The sequence below is a fragment of the Serratia sp. 2C06 genome (assembly GCF_050037615.1).
Lineage (GTDB): Bacteria > Pseudomonadota > Gammaproteobacteria > Enterobacterales > Enterobacteriaceae > Serratia > Serratia ureilytica.
In genome coordinates this window covers 2,225,970-2,251,412 of sequence record NZ_CP188299.1, presented here as the reverse complement: position 1 = coordinate 2,251,412, position 25,443 = coordinate 2,225,970, and the positions used below count along the sequence as shown (strand labels likewise).

21 protein-coding genes and 1 other annotated feature are annotated in these 25,443 nt (G+C 61.4%); of the genes, 5 read left to right on the top strand and 16 right to left on the bottom strand.

Annotated elements, in window-relative coordinates:
- Positions 1 to 1,164 (bottom strand): multidrug effflux MFS transporter, encoded by a 1,164-nt coding sequence (locus tag ACP3TA_RS11110; RefSeq protein WP_197815550.1) that lies wholly within the window; start codon positions 1,162 to 1,164, stop codon positions 1 to 3.
- 99 nt (positions 1,165 to 1,263) lie between these two features.
- On the opposite strand from ACP3TA_RS11110, the gene ACP3TA_RS11105 reads away from it, so the two are divergent.
- Positions 1,264 to 2,031: an AraC family transcriptional regulator gene (locus ACP3TA_RS11105; RefSeq protein ID WP_047572418.1), complete on the top strand. Its 768-nt coding sequence runs from the start codon at positions 1,264 to 1,266 to the stop codon at positions 2,029 to 2,031.
- A 108-nt stretch (positions 2,032 to 2,139) separates the two neighbouring features.
- Here the strand turns inward: ACP3TA_RS11105 and ushA are convergent, their stop codons facing one another.
- The gene (gene ushA / locus ACP3TA_RS11100) at positions 2,140 to 3,792 is read right to left on the bottom strand and encodes a bifunctional UDP-sugar hydrolase/5'-nucleotidase UshA (RefSeq protein ID WP_426784599.1); all 1,653 of its coding nucleotides are present in this window, start codon (positions 3,790 to 3,792) and stop codon (positions 2,140 to 2,142) included.
- A 178-nt stretch (positions 3,793 to 3,970) separates the two neighbouring features.
- Here ushA and ACP3TA_RS11095 point away from each other — a divergent pair, with 178 nt between their 5' ends.
- Both ACP3TA_RS11095 and ybaL read left to right on the top strand, forming a co-directional pair.
- Positions 3,971 to 5,191 (top strand): MFS transporter, encoded by a 1,221-nt coding sequence (locus ACP3TA_RS11095; RefSeq protein ID WP_096241968.1) that lies wholly within the window; start codon positions 3,971 to 3,973, stop codon positions 5,189 to 5,191.
- 245 nt (positions 5,192 to 5,436) lie between these two features.
- A complete protein-coding gene (gene ybaL, locus ACP3TA_RS11090; RefSeq protein WP_004940247.1) occupies positions 5,437 to 7,128 on the top strand; it encodes a YbaL family putative K(+) efflux transporter in 1,692 nt (563 codons plus the stop codon).
- 54 nt (positions 7,129 to 7,182) lie between these two features.
- Here the strand turns inward: ybaL and ACP3TA_RS11085 are convergent, their stop codons facing one another.
- The 12 genes from ACP3TA_RS11085 to ACP3TA_RS11030 all read right to left on the bottom strand — a co-directional run bounded on the left by ACP3TA_RS11085 (position 7,183) and on the right by ACP3TA_RS11030 (position 20,601).
- Positions 7,183 to 8,487, bottom strand: coding sequence for an inosine/guanosine kinase (locus ACP3TA_RS11085; RefSeq protein WP_033642118.1), 1,305 nt, complete (start codon positions 8,485 to 8,487; stop codon positions 7,183 to 7,185).
- 90 nt (positions 8,488 to 8,577) lie between these two features.
- A complete protein-coding gene (hemH, locus tag ACP3TA_RS11080; protein ID WP_047025744.1) occupies positions 8,578 to 9,540 on the bottom strand; it encodes a ferrochelatase in 963 nt (320 codons plus the stop codon).
- Between the two features lie 119 nt (positions 9,541 to 9,659).
- Positions 9,660 to 10,823 carry a glycerate kinase gene (locus ACP3TA_RS11075; RefSeq protein ID WP_197815551.1) on the bottom strand — a complete coding sequence of 388 codons (1,164 nt, stop codon included), beginning with the start codon at positions 10,821 to 10,823 and terminating at the stop codon, positions 9,660 to 9,662.
- A gap of 9 nt (positions 10,824 to 10,832) precedes the next feature.
- Positions 10,833 to 12,098, bottom strand: coding sequence for a GntP family permease (locus tag ACP3TA_RS11070; protein WP_042783808.1), 1,266 nt, complete (start codon positions 12,096 to 12,098; stop codon positions 10,833 to 10,835).
- Positions 12,099 to 12,217: 119 nt separating this feature from the next.
- A complete protein-coding gene (locus ACP3TA_RS11065; protein ID WP_033642115.1) occupies positions 12,218 to 13,351 on the bottom strand; it encodes a sugar diacid recognition domain-containing protein in 1,134 nt (377 codons plus the stop codon).
- 166 nt (positions 13,352 to 13,517) lie between these two features.
- A complete protein-coding gene (gene adk, locus ACP3TA_RS11060; protein ID WP_004940261.1) occupies positions 13,518 to 14,162 on the bottom strand; it encodes an adenylate kinase in 645 nt (214 codons plus the stop codon).
- A gap of 202 nt (positions 14,163 to 14,364) precedes the next feature.
- Complete coding sequence (gene htpG, locus ACP3TA_RS11055; RefSeq protein ID WP_033651110.1) at positions 14,365 to 16,230, bottom strand: molecular chaperone HtpG; 1,866 nt, start codon at positions 16,228 to 16,230, stop codon at positions 14,365 to 14,367.
- Between the two features lie 143 nt (positions 16,231 to 16,373).
- On the bottom strand, positions 16,374 to 16,979 hold the full coding sequence (gene recR, locus ACP3TA_RS11050; RefSeq protein WP_004940263.1) for a recombination mediator RecR: 606 nt from the start codon (positions 16,977 to 16,979) through the stop codon (positions 16,374 to 16,376).
- Positions 16,979 to 17,308, bottom strand: coding sequence for a YbaB/EbfC family nucleoid-associated protein (locus tag ACP3TA_RS11045; protein WP_004940264.1), 330 nt, complete (start codon positions 17,306 to 17,308; stop codon positions 16,979 to 16,981). The genes recR and ACP3TA_RS11045 overlap by 1 nt, the downstream gene beginning before the upstream one ends.
- 41 nt (positions 17,309 to 17,349) lie before the next feature.
- Positions 17,350 to 19,308, bottom strand: a complete 1,959-nt coding sequence (gene dnaX / locus ACP3TA_RS11040) for a DNA polymerase III subunit gamma/tau (protein ID WP_042783807.1) — start codon at positions 19,306 to 19,308, stop codon at positions 17,350 to 17,352.
- Positions 17,953 to 18,017 (bottom strand) — a sequence feature (DnaX frameshifting element). (Overlaps the previous gene by 65 nt.)
- Positions 19,309 to 19,400: 92 nt before the next feature.
- Positions 19,401 to 19,952 carry an adenine phosphoribosyltransferase gene (gene apt, locus ACP3TA_RS11035; protein WP_019454166.1) on the bottom strand — a complete coding sequence of 184 codons (552 nt, stop codon included), beginning with the start codon at positions 19,950 to 19,952 and terminating at the stop codon, positions 19,401 to 19,403.
- Between the two features lie 268 nt (positions 19,953 to 20,220).
- Complete coding sequence (locus ACP3TA_RS11030; protein WP_016928835.1) at positions 20,221 to 20,601, bottom strand: DUF454 family protein; 381 nt, start codon at positions 20,599 to 20,601, stop codon at positions 20,221 to 20,223.
- Between the two features lie 134 nt (positions 20,602 to 20,735).
- On the opposite strand from ACP3TA_RS11030, the gene priC reads away from it, so the two are divergent.
- Entirely contained in the window at positions 20,736 to 21,272 is a 537-nt protein-coding gene (gene priC / locus ACP3TA_RS11025) for a primosomal replication protein PriC (RefSeq protein WP_033642112.1), read from the top strand.
- Positions 21,273 to 21,380: 108 nt separating this feature from the next.
- Positions 21,381 to 21,560, top strand: coding sequence for a pleiotropic regulatory protein RsmS (rsmS, locus tag ACP3TA_RS11020; protein WP_016928837.1), 180 nt, complete (start codon positions 21,381 to 21,383; stop codon positions 21,558 to 21,560).
- 31 nt (positions 21,561 to 21,591) lie between these two features.
- Here the strand turns inward: rsmS and mscK are convergent, their stop codons facing one another.
- Both mscK and ACP3TA_RS11010 read right to left on the bottom strand, forming a co-directional pair.
- Complete coding sequence (mscK, locus tag ACP3TA_RS11015) at positions 21,592 to 24,984, bottom strand: mechanosensitive channel MscK (protein ID WP_046688376.1); 3,393 nt, start codon at positions 24,982 to 24,984, stop codon at positions 21,592 to 21,594.
- Positions 24,985 to 25,084: 100 nt separating this feature from the next.
- Complete coding sequence (locus ACP3TA_RS11010) at positions 25,085 to 25,438, bottom strand: DsrE/DsrF/TusD sulfur relay family protein (protein WP_033642110.1); 354 nt, start codon at positions 25,436 to 25,438, stop codon at positions 25,085 to 25,087.
- Positions 25,439 to 25,443 lie beyond the last annotated feature (5 nt).

Here is a 25,443-nt window from a genome sequence, read left to right as displayed (position 1 = left end):
TTAGGCGTTTTCACTCTCAGGCAACGCCAAACGACGCTCGTTATACACCACCCGCCACGCCAACAGCAGCACGCACAGGCTGCAGAGCGACAGCACGGCGCCCAGGTGCTGCGACAGCCCCGCCAACACCAAGCCACCGCCGAGCATCAGGTAATACATCAGGCCAAGGATGGCGCCGGCGGTGCCCATGCAGTCTTTATAATGGCGCAGCGCGCGCGCCAGAATATTGGGAATGGCGATGCCGTACGCCATCACCACCAGCATCATCGGCAGAACGAACCACAAGGTCCCTTCCAGCAGCAATACCAGCAGGCCGCCGGCCAGCGACAGCGTGCAGGCCAGCATCAACAGCGCGGGGAACAGCCAGTGCTTGCCGATCAAAAACTTGTTGATCGCCGCGCCGATACCGACCCCGGCTGCCAACACCAAACCGGTATAACCGAACCACTGCGCCGGCAGTTCTAACGCCGAGAAGTGGAATGGCGCCAGTTGGTAATAGCTGAACATGCAAATATTGAACAGCGCCACCAGCAGCGCACTGAGCCAAATATCCCCGTCCTTGATCATCCGCCCCAGCGTGCCGAAAAATGAATTCTTCACCACCTGTTGCGGACGCGTCTCCGGCAGTTGCCAACCGGCATAGCCCAGCAACAGCGCCGCCAACAGCGCCAAACCGCCGAATACCCCCTGATAGCCCCAATAGTGAGTCAGCACTGCGCCACTCAACACGCCAACCGCCGGACTGATCGCCATGGCGATCCCCATCACCGAGAACACCCGCGCCAACTCATAACCGTCGAAGCGATCGCGAATCGCCGTTTGCGTCCCGACCGAACCGACCGCCGCGCCAAAGGCGGCCAGCACCCGCGCGGCCAGCAGTACGCTGAAGCTGCCGCTGAACAGCGCAACGAGAGAAGCCAGCAGATAGAGCGTCAGCCCGGCCAAAATGGTGGGACGGCGTCCGATGACGTCGCACATCCGTCCCCATACCACCACGCCCAGCGCAAAGGCGAAAAAGTAACAAGAGAGCGTTTGCGCCGCCATTTCCGCACTGACCCGGAAACCGTGCGCAATATGCGTCAATGCAGGGCTGTAGATGGTCTCCACCACCTGGGGAAACATCATCATCGACGTCGCCAACGTCAGCGTCAGTTTACGTTGCATAACAGATCCTGTAGCCAAGAATAGGCTGCACAAGGTAGCATCTGGTCCCAGCGCCGATTACAATATAAAAGACAATAAATTTACAAAATCGGACAGACTATGGCGTGGCTGCAGGCGCAGGACAGTTTTAATCCGGATACGCTCGACAACGGGGTGCTCGGGATCGCCGCCGAACTGGCGCAGCACGACTCGGGCACGCATTGGCATGACAGGGGGCAGTTGCTGTTCTGTCAGCAAGGCAGCATGCGCATCACGCTCAACCAAAGCATCTGCATGCTGCCGCCGGGCAGAGTCGCCTGGATCCCGCCGCAGGTGGCTCACCGCGTTCAGGTCAACGGCGTCGTCGGTTACCGTTCGCTTTATCTCGACGCCGATCGCTATGCCTGTCTGCCTGCGCAGCTTGCCGTACTGACAGCCTCGCCGCTGCTGCGCGAGGTGTTGGAACGCATCGCGTTCGCCGCCTTCGACACCGACTGGCAGTATGGGCCTTACGCCAATATTCTGGCGGTCTGCCTGGACGAGATCGCCGCCGCGCCGCGCGAACTGACGCTGCTGCCGCTGCCCAGCGACCGCCGCCTGCGCCATCTGGCCAATCTGGACATGCTTCCGCCGCTGCACGAGCTATCGCGCTATAGCGGCGCTTCCGAGAAAACCATCAGCCGGATTTTCCGCCGTGAAACCGGGCTCGGTTATCAACAATGGCGTCAGCAATGGCGCCTGATCAAAGCGATAGAGATGCTGGCCGCAGGGATGAGCCAATCCGACGTCGCCGGTCGGCTGGCGTTTTCCAGCGACAGCGCCTTCGCCACTTTTTTCAAGAATATGGCGGGCTGCCCGCCGAGGGCGTATATGGAGAGAAGGAAGTAAGACGCCGTTTAAAACGGCAACGCTGACAAAAGGCGTTGATGCAGAGGAGAAAAGCGAGGGGGGGAACGGCGCCCCCGCGACAAGCGAGAGCGCCGTTCCGCGGCGCCTCTAGCGATAGACGATTTCGCCCTTCGGCTCGTAGGCCGCCGCATCCAGCGGCGAGTGTTTCTCGATGTACTGCTTCAGCACTTCGGCATCGATAAAGCCGGTGTTGACGTAGCTCGGCAGCCCGTCCAGCTTCGGATAGCCGTCGCCGCCCAGCGCGTTGAAGTTCAGCGTCGCCATGCGGTAAGTTTTATCCGCCTGCAGCGGCTGGCCGTTGATCTTCACCTCGCTGACGCCCTTGCCGTCCGCCACCAGACTGACATTGGCGAACTGGGCATAGGCGCCGGAATCCGGCTTCATGTTGGCCACCACCGCCAGATACTGTTCAACCTCGCGCCCTTTCATATCGACATGCACCAGCGTGTTGCCGAACGGCTGCACCTTGAGCACGTTCTTGTAGGTGATATCGCCGCTTTCAATCGAATCGCGCACCCCGCCACCGCTCATCACGGCGAAGTCGGCGTCGGCGCGCTCCCTCTGCGCCGCCAGCATCACCCGCGCCAGGTTGGTCTGCACGAAGCGCACCTTGCTGCGATCGCCTTCAAGCTTGCCGTTGACGCTGCCGATCTTCACGCCCAGCTGCGCCTTGCCCTTATCCTGGAACGGCGTCAGCAGCTTCATCATGGTCGGATCTTCCGCAATCTGCTGGGTGTAGTACACGCGCTCGCTGGTGCCGTCGGCTTTCTCCACCTTCTTCTTCAGGTTCACCGGGATCAGCTGATAATGCACCAGCTTCAGCTCGCCGTTGCGGAATTCGAAATCGGCGCGCCCGACGTATTTGCCCCACTCGTGCGCCTGCACGATCCAGGTGCCGTTCTGACGATCCGGCGAGCATGGCGTGCCCGGTACGTAATCCGCCTGTTTGCGGTTGTCACCGGCCATGCACACCGGATCCTGCGAGTGGCCGCCGACGATCATGTCGAGATATCCCGCCGGCAGGCTGCGCGCCATCTCCACGTCGCCCGGCGCGTTAGAGCCATGCTCGCCGTTGTCGTAGTGCCCCATATGGGTGGCGGCGATGATCACGTCCGGCTTCTCGTCCTTGCGCAGTTGCTCCACCACCTGCTTCGCTTCCTGCGCCGGCACGCGGAACTCCATGTCGGTGAAGTACTCCGGATTGCCTATCTTGGCGGTGTCGTCGGTCGTCAGGCCGATCACGGCAATCTTGATACCCTGCTTGTCGAACAAGGCGTAAGGCTTGAACAGGCGCTGGCCTGTGCTTTTCTGGTAGATGTTGGCGGACAAGAACGGGAAGGTCGCCCACTTCTCCTGCTGGCGCAGCACGCTCAGTGGGTTGTCGAATTCGTGGTTGCCGATCGCCATCGCGTCGTAACCCACCAGGTTCATGCCGCGGAAGTCCGGCTCGGCGTCCTGCAGATCCGATTCCGGCACGCCGGTGTTGATATCGCCGCCGGACAGCAACAGCACACTGCCGCCCTGCGCCGCCACTTCGCGGCGAATGCCGTCCACCAGGGTTTTCTGCGCGCCCAGACCGTATTCACCGTGATCGTTCTGCCAGAAGTGACCGTGATGATCGTTGGTATGCAGAATGGTGATGGCGTAGGTCTTATCCTTTTCCCAGGCACTGGCGGCCCCCGACAGCAGCGTCAGGGATACGGCCAACGCGCATGCGGTGGTTTTCAGCGAAAAACGCATGGCGGATCTCCGTGTATTAAATGGCTTTTATGATGAGGGCGAAATTGTAGCGCGAATTAATGACAGCTGATTTCAATTTTTTGCGATGTGAGTCTGATTATTTCAGATATGGTAAAAATTGAACGCCCTGCCTAAGATGTCATCTCTGTGCTCAACAACTTATCAGGCTAATAATAATATGACCGACAGTAGCCAAAGCGCGATGCCGCCCGCCAAGGGCAGTACGGTAAAGAGGACCGCTTTCTCCATCCTTGGCGCCATCAGCGTGTCTCACCTGCTCAACGATATGATCCAGTCGCTGATCCTGGCGATTTATCCGATCCTGCAAGCCGATTTCCACCTCAGCTTCGTGCAGATCGGTATGATCACCCTGACCTATCAGCTCACGGCTTCCCTGCTGCAACCGCTGATCGGCTATTACACCGATAAACACCCGCAGCCTTACTCACTGCCTATCGGCATGGGCTTTACCCTGTCCGGCCTGCTGCTGCTGTCGGTGGCGAACACCTTCCCGCTGGTGCTGCTGGCAGCGGCGCTGGTGGGCACCGGCTCATCGGTATTCCACCCGGAATCCTCGCGCGTGGCGCGCATGGCCTCCGGCGGACGACACGGCCTGGCGCAGTCGCTGTTCCAGGTCGGCGGCAACTTCGGCAGCTCGCTCGGCCCGCTGCTGGCCGCGCTGATCATCGCGCCTTACGGCAAAGGCAACGTCGCCTGGTTCACGCTGGCGGCGCTGCTGGCGATCGTGGTATTGCTGCAGGTCAGCAAGTGGTACCAACATCAGCATCGGGCGGCGAAAGGGCAGCCGAAAAGCCCCGCAATGCTGAAACTGCTGCCAAAACGTACCGTCGCCTACTCGCTGGGCATTCTGCTGGTGCTGATTTTCTCTAAATACTTCTATCTGGCCAGCATCAGCAGCTATTACACCTTTTATCTGATACATAAGTTCGGCGTTTCGGTGCAGAATGCGCAAATTCACCTGTTCGCCTTCCTGTTCGCGGTGGCCGCTGGAACCATCATCGGCGGGCCCCTTGGCGACAAGATAGGGAGAAAATACGTTATTTGGGGCTCAATCCTTGGTGCAGCGCCATTTACGCTTATTTTACCCCATGCATCCCTGTACTGGACCGGCATTTTGACGGTGATCATCGGGGTTATTCTCGCCTCAGCGTTCTCCGCCATCCTGGTCTACGCACAGGAGCTGATCCCCGGTAAAGTCGGCATGGTTTCCGGTTTATTCTTCGGTTTTGCTTTCGGTATGGGCGGGTTAGGCGCGGCAGTTCTTGGTTATGTCGCGGATTTGACCAGTATCGAGCTGGTCTACCAAATCTGTGCTTTCCTGCCGCTGATCGGCATTATTACCGCGCTACTGCCCAATATGGAGCATAAACCGCAATAACCCCGCGAACTGCCCGGATGAAAGTATTTATTCATCCGGGTTATCCTACGGATAAATCAATGTTATTTGGTTTATCTGGCACAAAACCCCCTCATTGACGCGCCTTAAGCGAAATCCTCTGCTTTTTTACAAAAAAGACCAAATTAGCCAAGCAAGCCGCGAACAAATGCAATAAACTAAATGTATCTTTTCGTAACTTTGTTGCGTTTCTCCCGTGCCGCGATGCATAGCCAGAAGGAGTATGGATGCATAATTCAACACCGCTCATCACCACCATCGTCGGAGGGTTAGTACTCGCCTTCCTCCTCGGTATGCTGGCGAACCGCCTGCGCATCTCACCCCTGGTGGGATATCTGGCCGCAGGGGTGCTCGCCGGCCCGTTCACCCCCGGTTTCGTCGCCGATACCTCACTGGCGCCGGAACTGGCGGAAATCGGCGTTATCCTGTTGATGTTCGGTGTTGGCCTGCACTTCTCTTTGAAAGACCTCCTCGCAGTAAAATCTATCGCCATACCCGGCGCCGTGGCGCAGATAGCCGTCGCTACCCTGCTCGGCATGGGGCTGTCCAAGCTGCTCGGCTGGGATCTGATCTCCGGCCTGGTGTTCGGCCTCTGTCTCTCCACCGCAAGCACCGTGGTGCTGTTGCGCGCGCTGGAGGAGAGGCAATTGATCGACAGCCAGCGCGGGCAAATCGCCATCGGCTGGCTGATCGTCGAAGATTTGGCGATGGTGCTGACGCTGGTATTACTGCCCGCCTTCGGCAACATGCTGGGCAACGACAACGCCAGCAGCAGCCAGCTGCTGATGGAGCTGGCGCTGACCATCGGTAAGGTCATCGCCTTCATTGCGTTGATGATCGTGGTCGGCCGCCGCCTGGTGCCGTGGATCCTGTCGAAAACCGCCAGCACCGGCTCGCGCGAGCTGTTCACCCTGGCGGTATTGGCGCTGGCGCTTGGCATCGCCTACGGCGCGGTGAAGCTGTTCGACGTCTCCTTCGCGCTGGGCGCCTTCTTCGCCGGCATGGTGCTGAACGAGTCCGAGCTGAGCCACCGCGCGGCGCACGACACCCTGCCGCTGCGCGACGCGTTCGCGGTGCTGTTCTTCGTCTCGGTTGGCATGCTGTTCGATCCGATGATCGTGATTAACGAACCGCTGGCGGTGCTGGCGACGCTGGCGATCATCGTGTTCGGCAAATCCGCCGCCGCGTTCCTGCTGGTGAAAATGTTCGGCCACTCCAAGCGCACCGCGCTGACTATCTCCGCCAGCCTGGCGCAGATCGGCGAGTTCGCCTTTATTCTGGCGGGCCTCGGCATCGCGCTGGGCATGATGTCGGAACACGGGCGCAATCTGGTGCTGGCCGGCGCCATTTTGTCGATCATGCTCAACCCGCTGCTGTTCACCCTGCTGGAGCGCTATCTGGCCAAAACCGAAACCATCGAAGAGCAAATCCTCGAAGAGGCGGTGGAAGAAGAGAAGCAGATCCCGGTGGACATGTGCAACCATGCGCTGGTGGTCGGCTACGGCCGCGTCGGCAGCCTGCTGGGCGGCAAACTGGCCGAGGCGGGCATTCCGCTGGTGGTGATCGAGAACTCCCGCCCGCGGGTGGAAGCGCTGCGCGAACAGGGCATCAAGACGGTGCTGGGCAACGCCGCCAATCCGGAAGTGATGGATCTGGCGCGGCTCGACTGCGCGCGCTGGCTGCTGCTGACCATCCCCAACGGCTATGAGGCCGGCGAGATCGTCGCCTCGGCGCGCGCCAAGCGGCCGAACATCGAGATCATCGCCCGCGCCCACTACGACGACGAAGTGGCCTACATCACCGATCGCGGCGCCAATCAGGTGGTGATGGGCGAACGGGAGATCGCTAACAGCATGCTGAACATCCTGCAGTTGGATACCCTGAGCGAAGAAGAAAAAATGGGGGGCTGCCCGATCTGAGGCACCGCGCACAAAAAAAGGTCCGGCATGCCGGACCTTTTCTTTTTCAGCGGGTTAACGCTCCCAATAGGACTCTTCCAGGCTGTCTTCGCGCTCCGGCAGGCCGCGAGTGAGACGCGGCGAATGCTGGTTCAACACCTGGTAGCTGACGCGGTTGGCGTATTTGCACACCTGCGCCAACGAAGAGTATGTCAGGTAACTGCGCACGTGCTTGCTCGAGTTCGGCACGTTGTGGCGGTGATAACCGTTGGCGGCGATATCGTGCAGCAACGCCGACAGCGCGCCGTCGCCGGCGCCGTTGGTGTTCATGATCTTCTCCGGCCCGCCCATATACGGCGCGATGTGCGAGTAAACGCGCAGCGGATGCTCACAGTGTTCGCGACGCATGGCGCGGCTGAACTCGTAGCGGTTGAACTCGGCGATATGCCCCGGCAACAGCGGGTGCTGGGTCTGACGCTTGTTGGCCTCTTCGGTGTAGCCCGCCATATACAGGCCGTTCGGCCCGGCGGTGCACAGTACCAGATCCACCCACTCTAGCGCCATGTCCGAGGCGGTCAGCGGATCGCTCAGCCCGGTCAGCTCCAGCGCTTCGTCTTCGTTCATCGCCAGAATCGTCACGTTTTCCTTCAGGAAGTCGCGCCACCACTGCGGGTTGTCGGCGATCACGTACTTGGTGCCCAGGGTCAGCACCACCGGCACATCGTGCTTTTTAGCGTATTTGATCGCCTGCAAGGTCGCGTCCTTTATCGGCTCCCCTTCCTTGCAGCGCACCAGATAAGAGCTCAGCACCAGCGCCGACGCGCCGGCGATCACCTCTTCAGGGATGCTTTCCGGGCGCAGCTGGTTCATCTGGCCGGGGTTGATGGCGAAGGTGCGCTCGCCGCTTTCGCCGATCAGCGTGAAACAGCGGCCGATGGCGCCGTCAACGCCCTGCAGATAGTTAAGATCGGTGCGGCTGGAGGTATTGCACAGATAACGGTAGGCGTAGCTGCCGATTTTCACGTTGCTGCACATCACGCCGAGCAGCACCGAGCGATCGTCCGCCAGCACCGAATAGTTGTGCATGGTGTTGCCGATGGTGCCGCCGGCGAACTGATGGGTGACCAGGTTGTTTTCATTCAATTCCTGATACAGCGCCTCGGCGACGTCATCTTCGATCACCAGAGAGTGGCCCAGGCTCAGGCCGTAGCGCTGGACAAAAGCGTCGTCCACTTTCGCCTCGATATCCACCAGCGTCTGGTCGATGCCGACGATATACGAGGTGCTGATTTCACTTTCGGGCTGGGCCTGCTGCAGAAGCGGATCGCGGGCGCTCACCGGGAAATAGTGTTTGGACTTGCGTTTACCAGGAAATTTCATGTGATTGGTGGTGGTGGCGGTTTAACAAGCGGAGAATGTTAACACATCCCCGCCCGATCACGATGCATCTAATAGACAGATTATGGATGATTACAGACGCTGCGCCACCAGTTGCTGCATCATGTCAATATGCGCCGGCTCGTCGTTCAACGCTGAGATGTATTCAAACTTCTCGCCGCCGGCCTTAAGGAAGATCTCGCGGTTCTGCTCTTTAATCTCTTCCAGCGTTTCCAGGCAGTCCGCCGAGAAACCGGGGCAGATCAGCTGAATGTGCTTCACGCCCTGCGCCGGCAGCCCCTTCAGGGTTTCATCGGTGTACGGCGTCAGCCAAGGCTCGCGGCCGAAGCGCGATTGGTACGTCATCATCACCCGCTCCGGCGCCAGCGGCAGCGTGGCGCTCAGCGCTCGCAGCGTATCCTCGCAGCGCTGCGGGTAGTCGTCGCCCAGCCGCGCATAGCGCTTGGGGATGCCGTGGAACGACAGCACCAGCCGATCCGGCTGGCCGTGTTCGGCGAACGAACGCGCCACGCTTTGCTGCAGCGCGGCGATATAGGCTGGGTGTTCGGCGTAATCGCGAATGAAGGCCACCGACGGCAAGCGGCGATAGCCTTTCAGCACCCGGGCTACGCCATCCCATACCGCCGCGCTGGTGGAACAGGAATATTGCGGATAGAGCGGCAGCACCACCAGGTTGGTCACGCCCTGCGCCAGCAGCTTGTCGATGGCTTCCGCCAGGCTCGGCGAACCGTAGCTCATGCCCAACTCCACCGGCGTATTCGGCATGCGCGCCGCCAGTGCCCGCTGTTGGCGGCGGCTGTACACCAGCAGCGGCGAACCCTCTTCCATCCACACCGACTGATAGAGTTTCGCCACGCGCGGCGAGCGGATCGGCAGGATCGCGCCGTTGAGGATCGGCCACCAGATCAGCGGCGCCGTGTCGACCACGCGATCGTCACTGAGGAATTCCTTCAGATAGCGTTTGACCGCCGACGAGGTCGGCGCATCTGGCGTGCCCAGGTTCACCAGCAATACGCCGTGTTTCTCTTGCTTCATCTCAGTTCCCCTCATTTCCTTTCCGGCCGGCATTCCGTTCTGGGTCGGGATGTCAGCAGCCATTAATGCCGGCTATTGTAACGGAAAAGTCCTGCGTCGAAACCGATAACAGCAACAGGCTATGCCTGTGGGCTTCTTCCTTGCGCCAGCTGCCATACCGCCGCCACGTTGCGCGCCGTCACCTGCAGATTGCGATCGGCGTCCGCCAGCGCGTCTTCCAGCGTCACGATGCGATCGAGCACCGAAAACGCCGCATCGATGCCGTGTTGATGCACCACCGGATAATCCGGCGCCAGGCTGCCGGCAATGGCGATCACCGGCACGCCGTGACGCTTGGCCACCCGCGCCACGCCGATCGGCGTTTTGCCGTGAATCGACTGGCTGTCCAGCCGCCCTTCGCCGGTGATCACCAGATCGGCATCGCGCACCGCCTCATCCAGGCGCAGGGTTTCAGTGACAATCTCGATGCCCGGCCGCAAACGCGCGTTGAGCATGCCGAGCAGCGCCGCCCCCATGCCGCCCGCCGCGCCCGACCCTGGCTGGGCCAGCACGGCGCGGCCGGTTTCCCGTTCCAGCAGTTCGCCATAGTGGTGCAACGCCGCATCGAGCTGCGCCACCATCTCCGGCGTCGCCCCTTTCTGCGGCCCGAATACCGCCGACGCGCCCTTTGCGCCGCACAGCGGGTTATCCACGTCGCAGGCGGCGGTTACGCTCACCCGCTGCCAACGCGCGTCCAGCCCGGCGAGATCGAGGTGCGCCAGCTGCGCCAGCGCTGCGCCGCCCATTGGCAGCGGGCGACGATCCTTATCCAGCAATTTAACGCCCAGCGCCTGCATCATTCCGGCGCCGCCGTCGTTGGTGGCGCTGCCGCCGATGCCGAGAACGATCGCCTTCACGCCGCGATCCAGCGCCGCCAACATCAGTTCGCCGGTGCCGTAACTGGTGGTGATGCGCGGATCGCGCCGGTTGGGCGGCGCCAAGTGCAGCCCGGAGGCGGCGGCCATTTCAATCACCGCGGTTTCGCCATCGCCCAACAAGCCATAGAACCCCTGCACCGGCTCCCCGAGCGGGCCGGTGACCGTCACCTGAACGATTTCGCCGCCGGTGGCCGCCACCATCGACTCCACCGTGCCTTCACCGCCGTCCGCCATCGGCAGCTTCACGTAGTGCGCCTGCGGGTAAATCTGACGGAATCCCCGCTCGATGGCGTCGGCGACGCCGAGCGCGCTCAGGCTCTCTTTGAAAGAATCCGGGGCAATAACCACTTTTTTCAGCGTTTTCATCACTGTTCCTTATCCCGCCAGGTTAAATACGCCAAACATCAGCGCCGAGATTGCCGCGATGGTGAACCCCACCAGCGTTTCATACGGCAACAGTTTGAGCCGCTCGTGCACCGCCATATTGACGCTGCCGCCGGTGGCGTGGAAGAAGCTGCCGTGCGGCAGGTGATCCAGCACCGTGGCGCCCGCATGGATCATCGCCGCGCCGGCCAATCCGCTCACCCCCAGCTCAAGCAGCGTGGAGCTGAACACCCCGGAGGCGACGGCGGTGCCGGCAGTGGTCGAGGCGGTCGCCATCGACATCAGCGCGCCGGACAGCGGCGCCAGCAGCCAGGCCGGCAGCCCGGTGTGCGTCAAACCGGTAATCAAGACATCCTTCAGCGCCGAGTTGGCGATAATGCCCGCCAGCGTGCCGGTGCCGAGCAGCATGATCGCCACCGGCGCCATGCGCGACAGGCCGGAGACCATAAACTGATTGCACTGACGAATGCGCCCCATCAGCAGCGCGCCCGCCAAACCACCGGCCGGCAGTGCGATCAGCGGATCGACGGCGATACCGGCGATCGGCCGCAGCGACAGCAGCAGGATCGCCACCAGCGGCGCGCTGATCGCCGCAGCGAAGCCCGGCCGCGCCCCTTCGGCATGCTGAGTCAGCTCTTCAGCCATCACCCTGCTACCTTTATCGCTCAGGCGACGCGCCAGCAGATAGGCCACCACCAGGCCGCACAGCCCCGGCACGATGCCGGCCATCATCACCGAGGTGAGCGGCACGTGGAAGTTGTCCGCCGCCGCGATGGTGTTCGGGTTGGGCGACATCACGTTGCCGGCCTTGCCGCCGCCGATCATCGCCAGCAGGATCGCCGCACGAGAAATGCCGGCCTTTTGGGCGATCGACAGCGCGATCGGCGCGACGGTGATCACCGCCACGTCGATAAACACCCCCACCGCCGTCAGGATCAGTGTAGCCACCGCCAGCGCCAGCAGCGCGCGGGTTTCGCCCACCTTGCGTACGATAGTTTCGGCGATGGTGTGCGCCGCGCCGGATTCGATCAGCACCCCGGCCAATACCCCCGCCGCCAGAATGCGCATCACGGCGTTGGTGATGCCCTGCGCCCCGCCGATCATCAGCGTCACGGTCTGCACCAGATCGGCGCCGCCGCACAGCCCGCCCGCCAGCGCGCCGGCAATCATGCCGTAAGCCGGTGGAACCTTGCGTAGAATCAGGACGATGGCGACGGCTAACGCCACCAGCGCCCCCAGAGTGGATACGGTTGTCATTGTTGTTTTCTCCGTGGTTGATGTGCAGGCCAACATATCCCGCGCGCCCGGCGTTGGCCTGAGGGGAAACAACAAAAAATCGCCGAAGGAACGGCGCGGAATTTGTGGGTTGGCACAACTCAGTCGTGCATCAGCATGCCGATATACAACCGCAGAGAGTCAGTTAATTGATTGATTTTCATGCCGGTTATGGCTTCGATGCGCTGCAGGCGATAGCGCAGGGTATTGACGTGAATATGCAGCTGCGCGGCGGCCTGCGTCTGATCACAATTCTGCGAAAAATAGTGGCGCAGCGTGGCGCGCAGCACGCCTTTTTCATCCTGTTCGCCCAGCGTCCGCCAGGGACGCCCCAGCTCTTGCGCTCGCCAGTCCTCCCCGAGATCGCACAGCAGCGACGGCAGCGGATAGTCGTGGTAGAACAGCGTGGCGTGGCGCAATTTCAGGCGCTGCGCCATCGCCTGGGTGGCGCGCGCGGTCAGGCTGGAGCGGTAGGCGCTTTGTGGATCGTCGTAGAAACCGCCGACGATCAGCCGCACCCGAAAGCGGTGCTTTAGCTGGTTTTGCAAACGCTGCGCCTGTTGGCGCTCCAGCTTCAGGCTCCACTCGCCTTGCGCCATGCTGGCCGGGCGCAGCAGGGTCATTTCATTGAAGCCGGTAATGGCGATCAACGCATCGCGCTGGGTGGCCTCCAGCTCAGCCAGCAGTTCGCGCAGCAGGTGCGGCTGCGCCTCTTGCAGCTCGACGATCCAGACGATGCGCGCCTGGCGCAGATCCAATCCCAGATACGCCGCCATCGCTTCCAGCGACGCCGTGTTCGGCTGCGGCTGCAACAGCTGGTTCGCCAGCTCTTCCCGGTAGCGTTTTTCCCACTGGTGCTGATCCAGCAGCGCCGCCTGCTCCACCATCATCTCCGCCGCCATTTTGACCAACTCGGCGTAGGCGCGCACCTCGGCCGGCTCGCCGGAAATGCCGATCACTCCCACCCGCTGATTGCGAAAGCTAAACGGCAGGTTGATGCCGGGCCGCACGCCCTTCAGGTGCTCGGCAGTGGCGCGGTCGATTTCCACCACCCGGTTCTCGGCCAGCGCCAGCACCGCGCCTTCATGGCGCTGGAACAGGCGCTGCGGGTTGCCGGAGGCGATGATCACACCGTTGCTGTCCATCACGTTGACGGAATGGCTGATGATACCCATCGCCCGCTGGACGATCTGGCGCGCGGTGGCTTCCGCCAGAAGATTGGTTTGTCTGAGCATGCCCGGCTCCCTGCTGAGGGTGAAAACGCAGGCTTGTTATACGCCATTTGGCGCGGGCGATTAATGGGCACGGCCGCAACAAGCCGCCGCGATCACAATTTGGCGGGAAAACGGCAAAAAAAAACGCCGGGCCACAGGCCCGGCGTCATGCACAATCCGCTTGCGATCAACCGAGGATGGTCGCCAGCTCTGCGCTCACTTCGGCGACCTTGCGGGTGCCGTCGATTTTGCGGTATTGGGTGTTACCCGCTGCCGCTTCTTTGCTGTAGTAAGAGATCAGCGGCGCGGTCATCTGATGGTATTCCACCAGGCGCTTGCGCACGGTCTCTTCCTGATCGTCCTTGCGCGTGGTCAGCTCTTCGCCGGTCACGTCGTCTTTGCCTTCCACCTGCGGCGGATTGAACTTCACGTGGTATACGCGGCCGGACGGCGCGTGCACGCGGCGGCCAACGATGCGGTCAACGATCAGCTCGTCCGGCACGTCGAACTCCAGCACGAAGTCCACGTTGATGCCGGCTTCTTTCATCGCGTCAGCCTGCGGAATGGTGCGTGGGAAACCGTCCAGCAGGAAGCCCTTGCGGCAATCTTCCTGAGCGATGCGCTCTTTGACCAGCGCGATCACCAGCTCATCGGTCACCAGCTTGCCGGCGTCCATGATCTCTTTCGCCTGCTTGCCCAGTTCACTGCCGGCCTTCACGGCTGCGCGCAACATATCACCGGTGGAGATTTGCGGAATGCCGTATTTCTCCATGATGAATTGAGCCTGAGTACCTTTACCAGCGCCCGGAGCGCCCAGCAGAATGATACGCATTGCGTAAATCCCCTTGCTATGTAGTTTTTATAAAATTGCGAAAACGCTCAACGATACCATTTCAGGGGGGGCAGGCTCAAGGCGCGCGAAGGAAATCGATTGCGGAACATGCAAAAATTCAAGCGAACAAAAGAGGGGAAAATGCGGGGAAAAACCGGAAATGCGCCCCTAACGGTGCCGTTAAGGGCGCATATAATCAACTTCAGGCGGACAGCAACTTGTTCATGCGGCGGATGAACAGGTTCGGATCCTCCAGCGTGCCGCGTTCAGCCAACAGCGCCTGATCCAAAAGCAGGTCGATCCACTCGGCGAAATGTTCGTTATCGCCCACGTCGGATGCGCGTTTGACCAACGCATGCTCAGGATTAAGCTCGAAAATGTACTTCACTTCCGGCGCCTGCTGGCCCGCAGCGGCGAACAGCTTGGCCATCTGGGTGCTCATCTCGTCGGCGTCGGTCACCACGATCGCCGGCGTATCGGTCAGGCGGTGCGTCAGACGCACATCCTTCACGCGGTCGCCCAGCAGGGTTTTCACGCGTTCGATGAACGGTTCCAGCTGCTTCTCGGCCGCCTTCTGCTCTTCGGTTTCATCCGCCAGTTTATCCAGCGTTTCATCCGCCTTGCTGACCGACTGGAACGGCTTGCCGTCGAACTCGGTCAGGTAGCTCATCATCCACTCGTCAATGCGATCGGACAACAGCAGCACTTCGATGCCTTTCTTGCGGAACAGCTCCAGATGCGGGCTGCTCTTGGCGGCGGCGTAGCTGTCGGCGGTGATGTAGTAAATCTTTTCCTGCCCTTCCGCCATGCGGCCGACGTACTCTTCCAGCGACACGGTCTGCGCCGAGCTGTCGCCGTGGGTGGTCGCGAAGCGCAGCAGTTTGGCGATCGCTTCCTGGTTGCCGTTATCTTCCGCCGGGCCTTCTTTCAGCACCAGACCGAACTGCTGCCAGAATTTCTGGTAGCCTTCGGCGTCGTCTTTGGCCAGCTTATCCAGCATCTGCAGCACGCGCTTGGTCAGCGCGCCGCGCAGGTTCTGCGTCACGCGGCTGTCTTGCAGGATCTCGCGCGATACGTTCAGCGGCAGATCGTTGGAATCGATCAGGCCGCGCACGAAGCGCAGGTAGTTCGGCATGAACTGCTCGGCGTCGTCCATGATGAACACGCGCTGCACGTACAGCTTCAGGCCGTGCTTGTGATCGCGGTTCCACATGTCCCACGGCGCCTGCGCCGGGATATACAGCAGGCTGGTATATTCCTGCTTGCCTTCCACTCGATTGTGGCTCCAGCTCAGCGGATCGGTGAAATCGTGGGCGATGTGCTTGTAGAACTCTTTGTACTCTTCGTCGGTCACGTCCGCCTTGCTGCGGGTCCACAGGGCCTGCGCCTTGTTGATCTTCTCCCAGGTGACGGTGCCGTCTTCTTCGTTCTTGCTTTCGATCTCCACCGGCAAGGCGATGTGATCGGAATATTTGCCGATCACCGAGCGCAGGCGCCAGGCGTCGAGGTACTCATCTTCGCCTTCGCGCAGATGCAGGGTGATTTCGGTGCCGCGGGTCTCTTTGGTGATGTCGGCGATGGTGTAGTCGCCTTCACCGGCGGACTCCCAGAACACGCCCTCGTCATCGGCGGCGCCGGCCGCGCGGGTGCGCACGGTCACTTTGTCCGCCACGATGAACGCCGAGTAGAAACCGACGCCGAATTGGCCGATCAGTTGGCTGTCTTTCGCCTGGTCGGAACCGATGGATTCCAGGAACGCTTTGGTGCCCGATTTGGCGATGGTGCCGAGGTTTTCGATCACTTCTTCGCGGCGCATACCGATGCCGTTGTCGGCAATGGTCAGGGTGCGCTGCTCTTTATCGAAGGACAAACGCACGCGCAGCTCGCCATCGCCGGCATACAGCTCCGGCGCGGACAAAGCGCGGAAGCGCAGCTTGTCGGCGGCGTCAGAGGCGTTGGAGATCAGCTCGCGCAGAAAAATTTCTTTGTTGGAGTACAGCGAATGGATCATCAAATGAAGCAGCTGTTTTACTTCAGACTGGAACCCGCGGGTTTCTTGACCTTTCATACTCATTGATTACCTCAAAAGACAATGGCTACCAAAATCGAACAATGAGGATCAGATGAGGGTCAGGGTCTTGTTTTTCAAGCGGACGGCGGGAAATTTTTGGCAAAAAACAATGGGGCCGGGCGGCCCCATCCGGGAAAACATCAGAACTTGATGGCGTGGCGCCCCGCCAGCGAATGCGACAGCGTGGTGCCGTCGACCATCTCCAGCTCGCCGCCCACCGGCACGCCGTGGGCGATGCGGCTGGCGAGCACGCCATACTGGCCACACATCTCGGCGATGTAGTTGGCGGTCGCCTCCCCTTCCACCGTCGGGTTGGTGGCGAGGATCACTTCGGTGATGCTTTCCTTTTCCAGCCGTTGCTCCAGGCGATCCAGACCGATATCGCCCGGCCCGATGCCGTCCAGCGGCGACAGATGCCCCATCAGCACAAAGTAGCGCCCGGCGAACTGGCCGGTCTGCTCGATGGCGTGGATATCCGCCGGGCTTTCCACCACGCAAATCTGGCCGTTTTGCTGGCGGCGCGGATTGGCGCAGATGGTGCAGACGTCCTGCTCGGTGAAGGTGCGGCAATCGGCGCAGTGGCCGATCTCCGACATCGCGCGCGTCAACGCCTGCGCCAGACGCATGCCGCCGCTGCGATCGCGCTGCAGCAGCTGAAACGCCATGCGCTGCGCCGATTTCGGGCCGACGCCCGGCAGGCAGCGCAGCGCCTCCATCAGGGATTCAAGGAGCGGGCTGGTTTGCATCAGAACGGCATCTTGAAGCCAGGCGGCAACTGCATGCCGCTGGAGACGGAGGCCATTTTCTCTTTCTGGGTCTCTTCGATGCGGCGCGCGGCGTCGTTAAACGCAGCGGCGATCAGATCTTCCAGCATCTCTTTGTCGTCTTCCATCAGGCTTGGATCGATTTCCACGCGGCGGCAGTTGTGCGCGCCATTGATGGTGACTTTCACCAGGCCGGCGCCAGATTCGCCGGTCACTTCCAATTTGGCGACTTCTTCCTGCATCTGCTGCATTTTTTCTTGCATTTGCTGGGCTTGCTTCATCAGGTTGCCCAGACCGCCTTTACCAAACATAGTCGTCTCTCGTCGCTAGGGCCGCGCACATCGCGCAGCGTTTAAAGGGGGCGAATACTCTCTTCATCCAGATCCGCGTCGAAGAATCGGCGCAGCGTCTGAATGTTGGTATCCGCTTCGATGGACTGGCGCGCCTGCGCCAGCTTTTCCTCATAGATGGCTTGTCGCCATTCCAGCGGGGTGCGCTCCGCCGGATTATCGTCCTCCACCACGGTCAGCTCGATCGGGCTGCCGTACAGCTCACCGAGCGCGTCGGCCAGCGTCTTCTGCGCCGAAGGCGAATTCAGATGGCGCTGCGAAGACCGCAGATGGAGGCTAATCTTGCCCGGCTCCGGCTGCTGCTTGAAGGCGTTCAACGCCAGCTGCTGCACCAGTTTCGGGATCTTCAGCTTATCGATTTCCGCCGCCCAGGCGTCGCGCTCCAGCGACTCCACCACCAGCTTGGCGGCCAGCTCCGGCGTTTTCTCGTGCTCCAACGCCGTGCGCAGCGCTTTCGGCGTCGCCAGCGGTTCCGGCGCCGCCTCGGGCTCGGTCTGCGCGCGCCAACGATAGGCTTCCGGTTTCGCCGGTTTTTCCGGCACCTTCTTCTCCGCCAGGCGCTGCTGGCTGCGCTCGGTCACGGAAGCCAAACGCCCCAGCGCCGAGTTTGCCGGCCGCGCTATTCCTGGCGCCGCCGGCTCATTCTTTTTTGGTGTGGATGCTCCCTGCTGCCGTTGCAGCTGGGACCGCGCTTTCAACAGCTGGGCGGTGGCATCCGGTAAAGGGGTCGATGATTGTCGCTGCGGCGCGGCCGGCTGCCCTAGCGGCGGCGGCGCGTCCTGAAACTGCGGCGGCTGTGGCGATGCGGCCTGCTGCGGCTGCGCCATCGGCGCCGGCGCGGTCTGCACCAACGCCACCGGCTCCGGGATCACCGCTTTCGGGTGAAACGCCAGCGCGCGCAGCAGGGTCATCTCAACCCCCATGCGGCGATCCGGCGCATAGGCCAGCTCTTTGCGGCCCACCAACAGCGTCTGGTAATAGAGTTGCACATCGGCCGGCGGCAGGGTGCGCGCCAGCTCACGCAGCCGTTGTTCCACGGCGGCGTAGTGGTTGTCGAGCATCGAAGGCAGCAGTTGCACCATCGCAATGCGGTGCAGCAACGCCAGCGTCTCCACCAGCAGGTTTTCCCAATCCACGCCGCGCGAAGCGGCCTGCGCGACCTGCGCCATCACCTTTTCACCGTCGGCGCTGACCAGCGCTTCGAGGATCGCCAGCGGCTGCTCGTCATCGAGCGTACCGAGCATCTGGCTGACGGTGGCGGCGGTCACCTGCCCCTGCCCCATGGCGATCGCCTGATCGGTCAGGCTCAGCGCATCGCGCATGCTGCCGTCGGCGGCGCGCGCCAGCAGCTGCAGCGCGCGGGCGTCGCTGGTGATCTGCTCCGCCGTCAGCACAGTCTCCAGCTGCTGGCGGATCTGATCGACGTCCAGCGCTTTGAGGTGAAACTGCAGGCAGCGGGAAAGAATGGTCACCGGCAATTTTTGCGGATCGGTGGTGGCCAACAGGAATTTGACGTGCGGCGGCGGCTCTTCCAGCGTCTTCAGCAACGCGTTGAAGCTGTGGCGCGAGAGCATGTGCACTTCATCGATCAGGTAGACCTTGAAGCGGCCGCGCGCCGGCGCGTACTGAACGTTGTCCAGCAGATCGCGGGTATCTTCCACCTTGGTTCGGGAAGCGGCGTCGATCTCGATCAGATCGACGAAGCGCCCCTGCTCGATCTCGCGGCAGTTGTCGCATTGGCCGCACGGCGTGGCGGTGATGCCGGTTTCACAGTTCAGGCCTTTGGCCAGCAAGCGGGCGATGGTGGTTTTCCCCACGCCGCGCGTGCCCGAGAACAGATAGGCGTGATGGATCCGCCCCAGCGAGAGGCCGTTGGCCAGCGCGGTCAGGACATGTTCCTGGCCGACCACGTCTGCGAACGTTTGAGGGCGCCACTTACGGGCGAGAACCTGATAGCTCATTAATACCGGAGAAGTCGAGTAATCTGGAGGGTCATGCTAACACAGCCCCGCGGCAATCCGCGAGGCCGTTGTGCCCAAGGGGCGATGCCGCATCAATGACCGGCGAAGTCCACCAGGCAGTAGCAGTCGATGCCCAGCTTGTTCAGTCGCGCTTCTCCGCCCAGATCCGGCAGGTTGATGATGAACGCGGCGTCTTTCACTTCACCGCCCAGACGGCGGATCAGTTTGGTGGTCGCTTCAATGGTGCCGCCGGTCGCCAGCAGATCGTCCACCACCAGCACTTTGTCGCCCGCGGTGATGGCGTCGGTGTGGATCTCCAGCTTGTCGGTGCCGTACTCCAGCTCATAGCTTTCGCTGAGCGTGGCGCGCGGCAGTTTGCCCGGTTTGCGCACCGGCACGAAACCGACGCCCAACGCCAGCGCGACGGGCGCGCCGAACAGGAAACCACGCGCTTCGGTACCCACCACCTTGGTCACGCCCGCTTCGCGATAGCGCTCAACCAGCAGCTCGATGCTGGCGGCGTAGGCCAACGGGTTTTCCAGCAGGCTGGTCACGTCGCGGAACAGGATGCCCGGCTTCGGATAATCCGGGATGGTTTTGATACTGTCTTTAATAAACTGAAGCTGCTGCGCAGTAGCGGTCATAATTGTTGCCTGATAAAACTGCCTGAAAACCGGCGCGCCGCTCACCCGCCGCCCCCGGGTGAAACACACCGGAGAAAAAATGGCAGGCGATCCGCGCACGAAAACGCCCAAATCTATGCAAACTGGCGGACAAATGCAACTCTCCCCTGCATCTTTCAACCCGCAGCGTTGTTGACCGCACGCATTACTTACCTAAGTAAGCTCCCGGGGATGCCTGCGTTTGTCGCCTGGCTGCGGCTTGAAAGCTATTGAGAAGTTTAAGGTACAATCAGCGCTGTTTTTGTTGCGGCAGATCAATAACCGGCAGGCGCAGCATAAAGGTCAGCAAAATGGCCAACATCAGCAGCAACAGCCCGCGCACCCACCAGATTTTCACCAGCCACAGCGAACAGGCGAAGGTCAGCACGATCACCAGCACCGCTTTCCACTTCGCCCCCGGCGGCAGCGCGCGATGCTGCTGCCAATGGCGCAGATAAGGGCCAAACCAGGAACGGTACAGCAGCCAGTGATGAAAGCGCGGCGAAGAGCGGGCGAAGCACCAGGCGGCCAACAGCAGGAACGGCGTGGTCGGCAACAGCGGCAACACCACGCCCAACGTCGCCAGCACCACCGCCAACCAGCCCAAAATGATCAATAACCCACGCGTCATGCGGTTCTTCGCTCCTCAATCGGTTGCGGCTTACTGTAGCATCGGCGCCGCGCCGGCGGAATATGCATACGGCGCTTGTTTCACGGCGGCTTCGCGGGCAAGCTTACGCCTGTTGAAATCAAGAGGGAGCTTATGTGAGCACTCAGCGTCTATTACAGGTGTTGGCACAGCAGATTGCGGCGCTGGCGGCCGAAGTCAGCCCGCGCGGCGACGCCCCGATCCCGCAGGCGCGGTTCGACGCCGCCCTGTTCGCCAACCGCGGCACGCGGCTGCGCGACTACCTGGCCGAAGTGGAGAAAAACTTCGCCCAGCTGCAAAACGCCGCTAACGACAGCCGCGCCAGCCAGGTGGCCTTTCTGGCCGAAAAACTGGTGGCTCAGATCGCCGCCCTGCAGCGCGAGCTGGCGACCCAGGCGCTGCGGCGCAAGAATCAGCCGAAGGAAGCCCCCGAGGTCGATCTCTACCACAAGCTGGCCGAGCATCAGGATTACGAACGCCGGCTGATCGCCATGATTCAGGATCGGGAAAGCCTGCTGGGGCGCCAGACCACGCTGGCGGCCCAGCAAAAGCTGCAGCACGAGCTGGCGGCGCTGGAGGGGCGGCTGATGCGCTGTCGTCAGGCGTTGGCGCGCATCGAGCGCAATATCGAGCGCAAAGAAAACGGTTTTTGAAGATTTATCACAATATTTTAATGATTATTCCCCGGTTGCGCGCCGGGTTCACTATACTCTGCCGATACCCGAGTTATTCATCCCATTAATTAAATAAGCGCAGGTGCTATGTCTCTGGAAAACGCCTCACCCGAACTGCAGCTGGCGGTAGACTTGATTTACCTGCTGGAATGCAACGAGATCGATCCGGCCACCGCGCTGGCGGCGCTGGATATCGTCAAACGGGATTATCAGGAAAAGCTGCAGCGCGCCGGCGTCACCTCTCCCTATCTGCCTGCCGGACAGTAACCGGGGACAGCGCCGCTGTCCCTTTCGCCTCTCATTGCTTATCCGCCGCCGTCTGGCCGCCGTCGTCCGGCGACAGCGTTCTTTTCACTTCCTGCACTTCATTGCCCTGCTGGTTATGCAGATACACCTCCAGCTGGTTGAAGGCGATGTCGATGCCGTTTTCCCGGCACAAGCGGTCGATTGAGCGATTCAGTTCGTCCACCGTGTAGCTGCGATCGCGCAGTTCCCGCACATAGAGCCGCAGTTCGTGATCCAGCGTGCTGGCGCCGAAGTTGAGGAAGAACACCTGCGGTTCGGGATCGGTCATCACCCGCGGGTTGTCGTGCGCCGCCTGCAGCAGCACCTTTTTCACCTTGTCGAGATCGGAGCCGTAGGCCACGCCGACCTTGATCAGCACGCGGGTGATGGTATCGGACAGCGACCAGTTGATCAGCCGCTCGGTGACGAACGCCTTGTTCGGAATGATCACCTCTTTGCGATCGAAGTCGGTAATGGTGGTGGCGCGAATGCGGATCTTGCTGACCGAACCGGAGAAGGTGCCGATGGTGATGGTATCGCCGATGCGGATCGGGCGTTCGAACAGAATGATCAGGCCGGAGACGAAGTTGGCGAAGATCTCTTGCAGGCCGAAGCCCAGCCCGACCGTCAGACCGGCGGCCAGCCATTGCAGTTTGTCCCAGGATACGCCGAGCGATCCCAGCGCAACCACGGCGCCCACGGCGGTAATCAGGTAAGTGAGCACGGTGGTGATGGCGTAAGACGCCCCCTGCCGCAGTTGCAGCCGCGACAGCACCACCACCTCCAGCAAACCGGGCAAGTTGCGGGTGAGCACGTAGGCGACAATCACTGCGGCGATCGCCACCATCATGTTGCCCAGCGTCACCGCCTGCGACACGCTGCTGCCCGCCACGGTGCTGGTGTAATGCCACAGCGTGATGCTGTCCAGATAAGCGATGACCGTCACCAGATCCGACCAAATGGCGTAGAAGGCGCTGGCGAAAATGGCGAACAGCACCAGGGTGGTCAGGCGCAGCGACTGCTGGTTGATCTGATCGAGCGCCAGCGGCGGCTCTTCCACCACCGGTTCGCCGCCTTCGGCTCCTTCTTTCGCCACGTTTTGCCGCCGCGCCAACGCGCGTCGGTAAGCCAGACGCCGCGCCGCCACGCTCAGGCCGCGCAGCGCGGTCAGGTATACGATATTCCACAGGAAAAACAGATACAGGCTGTCTATCCAGCGGCTGGCCAGCCGCAGCGTGGTATAGAAGTAACCGGCGAACATCAGCCCCAGCAGGATCAGCGGCGTGGCGGCCAGCGCGGTGACCACCACCAGCCGCACGGCGTGCGAGCCCTTTTCACGCCAGCTGTCGCGGCACAGCGGGAACACCAGCACCGTGAGCAGCGCCAGCGTCAACATCACCACGATCTGGCCGATCACGTCTTCCACCAGACGCAGCGGCGCTTTCTCGCCCAATACCGACCAGAAGATCAACGGCTGCAGCGCCAACCCCAGCCGCAGCGTCTGACGGCGGTAATGCGCGCACAGGTTGGCGCCGAAGTTGAAATGCCGCTCGGCGATGCCGCCCGGTTTCAGCATGCGATAGCTGAAGCCGAACACCAGCCACGACAGCGCCAGCTGCTGCGACAATGCCCATATAAAGTCGCTGATGCCGAAATCCGCGCGATACATCCAGAAACCGACGCCGAGGAGTAACGCGGCGCCGGGCAACACTTTCAGCAAGGTCAGCGCGATGGCCTTCGGCGTGTGCAGTTGGCCGTCGCGCTTAAGTTGCCCCACGTCGTTGGCCAGCTTTTGCAAATGGCCGTCGATCAGCCGGTAGCGCCAGCGCAATACCCCGATCGCCAACAGCATCGGGATCAGGAACACCAGCGCATTCAGCCCGCCCTGCACCAGCTTGCCGCCGTCGAATTTGAGATCGAGACCGGCAATCTGATCGCGCACCGCCTCCGGCATCGCCTTCAGCCACGCCAGATCGACCGGCTTGTTGCTGTTAACCCAGAAAATCTGCTGGGTCAGCGTATCTTGCAGCGAACCGTAAACGCTGGTCAGCTGCTGCTGATTGATCTGCAGGTTGATCGACAGCGACAGCTGGTTGCTGAGCTGCTTGTTCAGCTGATCCAGCAGTTCGCGGCGCATATCGACGATCTCGTTTAACGCGTCGATCACCTCCGGGCCGGCCTTTTCCTTGCTTTCGGCCACCAGCTGGTTGATGTAATCCTCTCCCTTGAACAGATCGTCGCGTTGCTGATTGATATCGAACTGCTCCAGCCGCAAATCGGCGATGCGCGTGTCCATATCCGCCAACAGCGTGCCCTGCGGCAGGCTCTGCTGCTGCTGATACAGGATGCGCGACAGCACCAGGCTGCCCTTCAGCACCTGGATCTGTTCTTTCAGGTTACGCTCCGCCTGCAGCCCGCGGTCGAGCCAGTTTTTGACCCGAATGTTCTGCTGGAACAGGGTGTTGCTCTCTTCGGTGGCGGCGATCAGCCGCTGGCTCAGCTGGCGGTTGACGTCCAGTTGCTTGCTGACCAGCTGATCGTGCTGAATATCGGTGGCGTCTTCCGGGTTCTGCGCCTCTTTGGCGGTCTTTTCAGACAGCGTCAAACGTTTGCTGTTGACGATCTCCTGCAGCAACTGTACCGAGCGATCCAGCGCGTCGATATGCGCCGTGGTGTAATCACGCTGTTTTTGCAGCAGATCCTGCAGCGTGGTATTGGCTTCCAGACTTTTGCGCTGCAGCTCCAGCTGCGCGTTGAGCAACGCCTGCTCGGTGGTCAGCATCACCTGCTGGCTGTTGCGCAGCGAATCTTGCCCCGGCGTCTGGCCGCTGAGCTGGCTGCGGATCTCCTGCAGGCGCTGCGAAGCGGCGTACATGGTGCTTTGTACTCGTTCAGGCTGGGTTTGCAGCGACACCAGTTGGCTGTTGTAAGTAGAGAGGCTCTCCTGCGCGCTTTGCAGCTCGTCGAGCGTTTGATACAGCCGGCTTTCCAGCTGACGCAGCGACAGCGGCAACAGCGCGGCGCGCGCCGCCGCATTGTCTACCGGCTGCTTCAGCGCATCCAGTTCGGCGGTCACCTGATTGAGCTTCGCCGGCGCCTGCTGCACCTGCTGTTTAAGCTGCGCGGCGTCCTGCCGATTGCGCTCGATGGCGTCCAGCAGCTCCAGCGTGCGGGTTAAATCCTGTTGGGACAGCTTTTCGACCGGCGTCAGGGCTTTTTGCTTGCTCAGCGCTTCCAGCTGGCTTTGCACTTCGCTGCGCTGCGGCAAATCGCCGTTCAGCGCCGCCTGCGCCGGCGAGCTCAGCGCGCAAATCAGGAAAAGGAGTGTCGCGGCGGCGATGCGCCGCCGGCATGCGCCGACAAACGAGCGCGGCGTCAGAGAGGGCAGAGTCAACCAGCGATGCATGATTTAGCTTCGGATCGGTTAAGAAGCCTGAAGATTATCACGATCGCCGGCGGGCAACGAACAACAAAAACGTTGCCGATGATGTCCCGTTGTCGCGAAATCAGAAAGTGAGCACTTTCTCCGCCGCCAGCGTCCACTGCGCCAGTTCGACCAGCGTGCCGATCTCCACGCCGTCCGCCAGCGGCAAGCGGCTGACGCCGCGCGCGTCGGCGCAGGTCTTGCACAGCTTGACCGGCACCTGCTGCGCGGTGAGGATCTCCAGCATCTGCTGCAGATGGTATCCTTCGTGCGGCTGCTGTCCTGCCAGCCCGGCCACCACCGCGTCGGACATCAGAAACAGCCGCAGGTCGAGATTGCTTTGCTGCTCTTTCAGCGCGATGGCCAACCGCAGCGCATTGAACAAGGATTCATGGCCATAGGCGGCGCCGTTGGCGATGAGAACAACTGATGACATGAAAT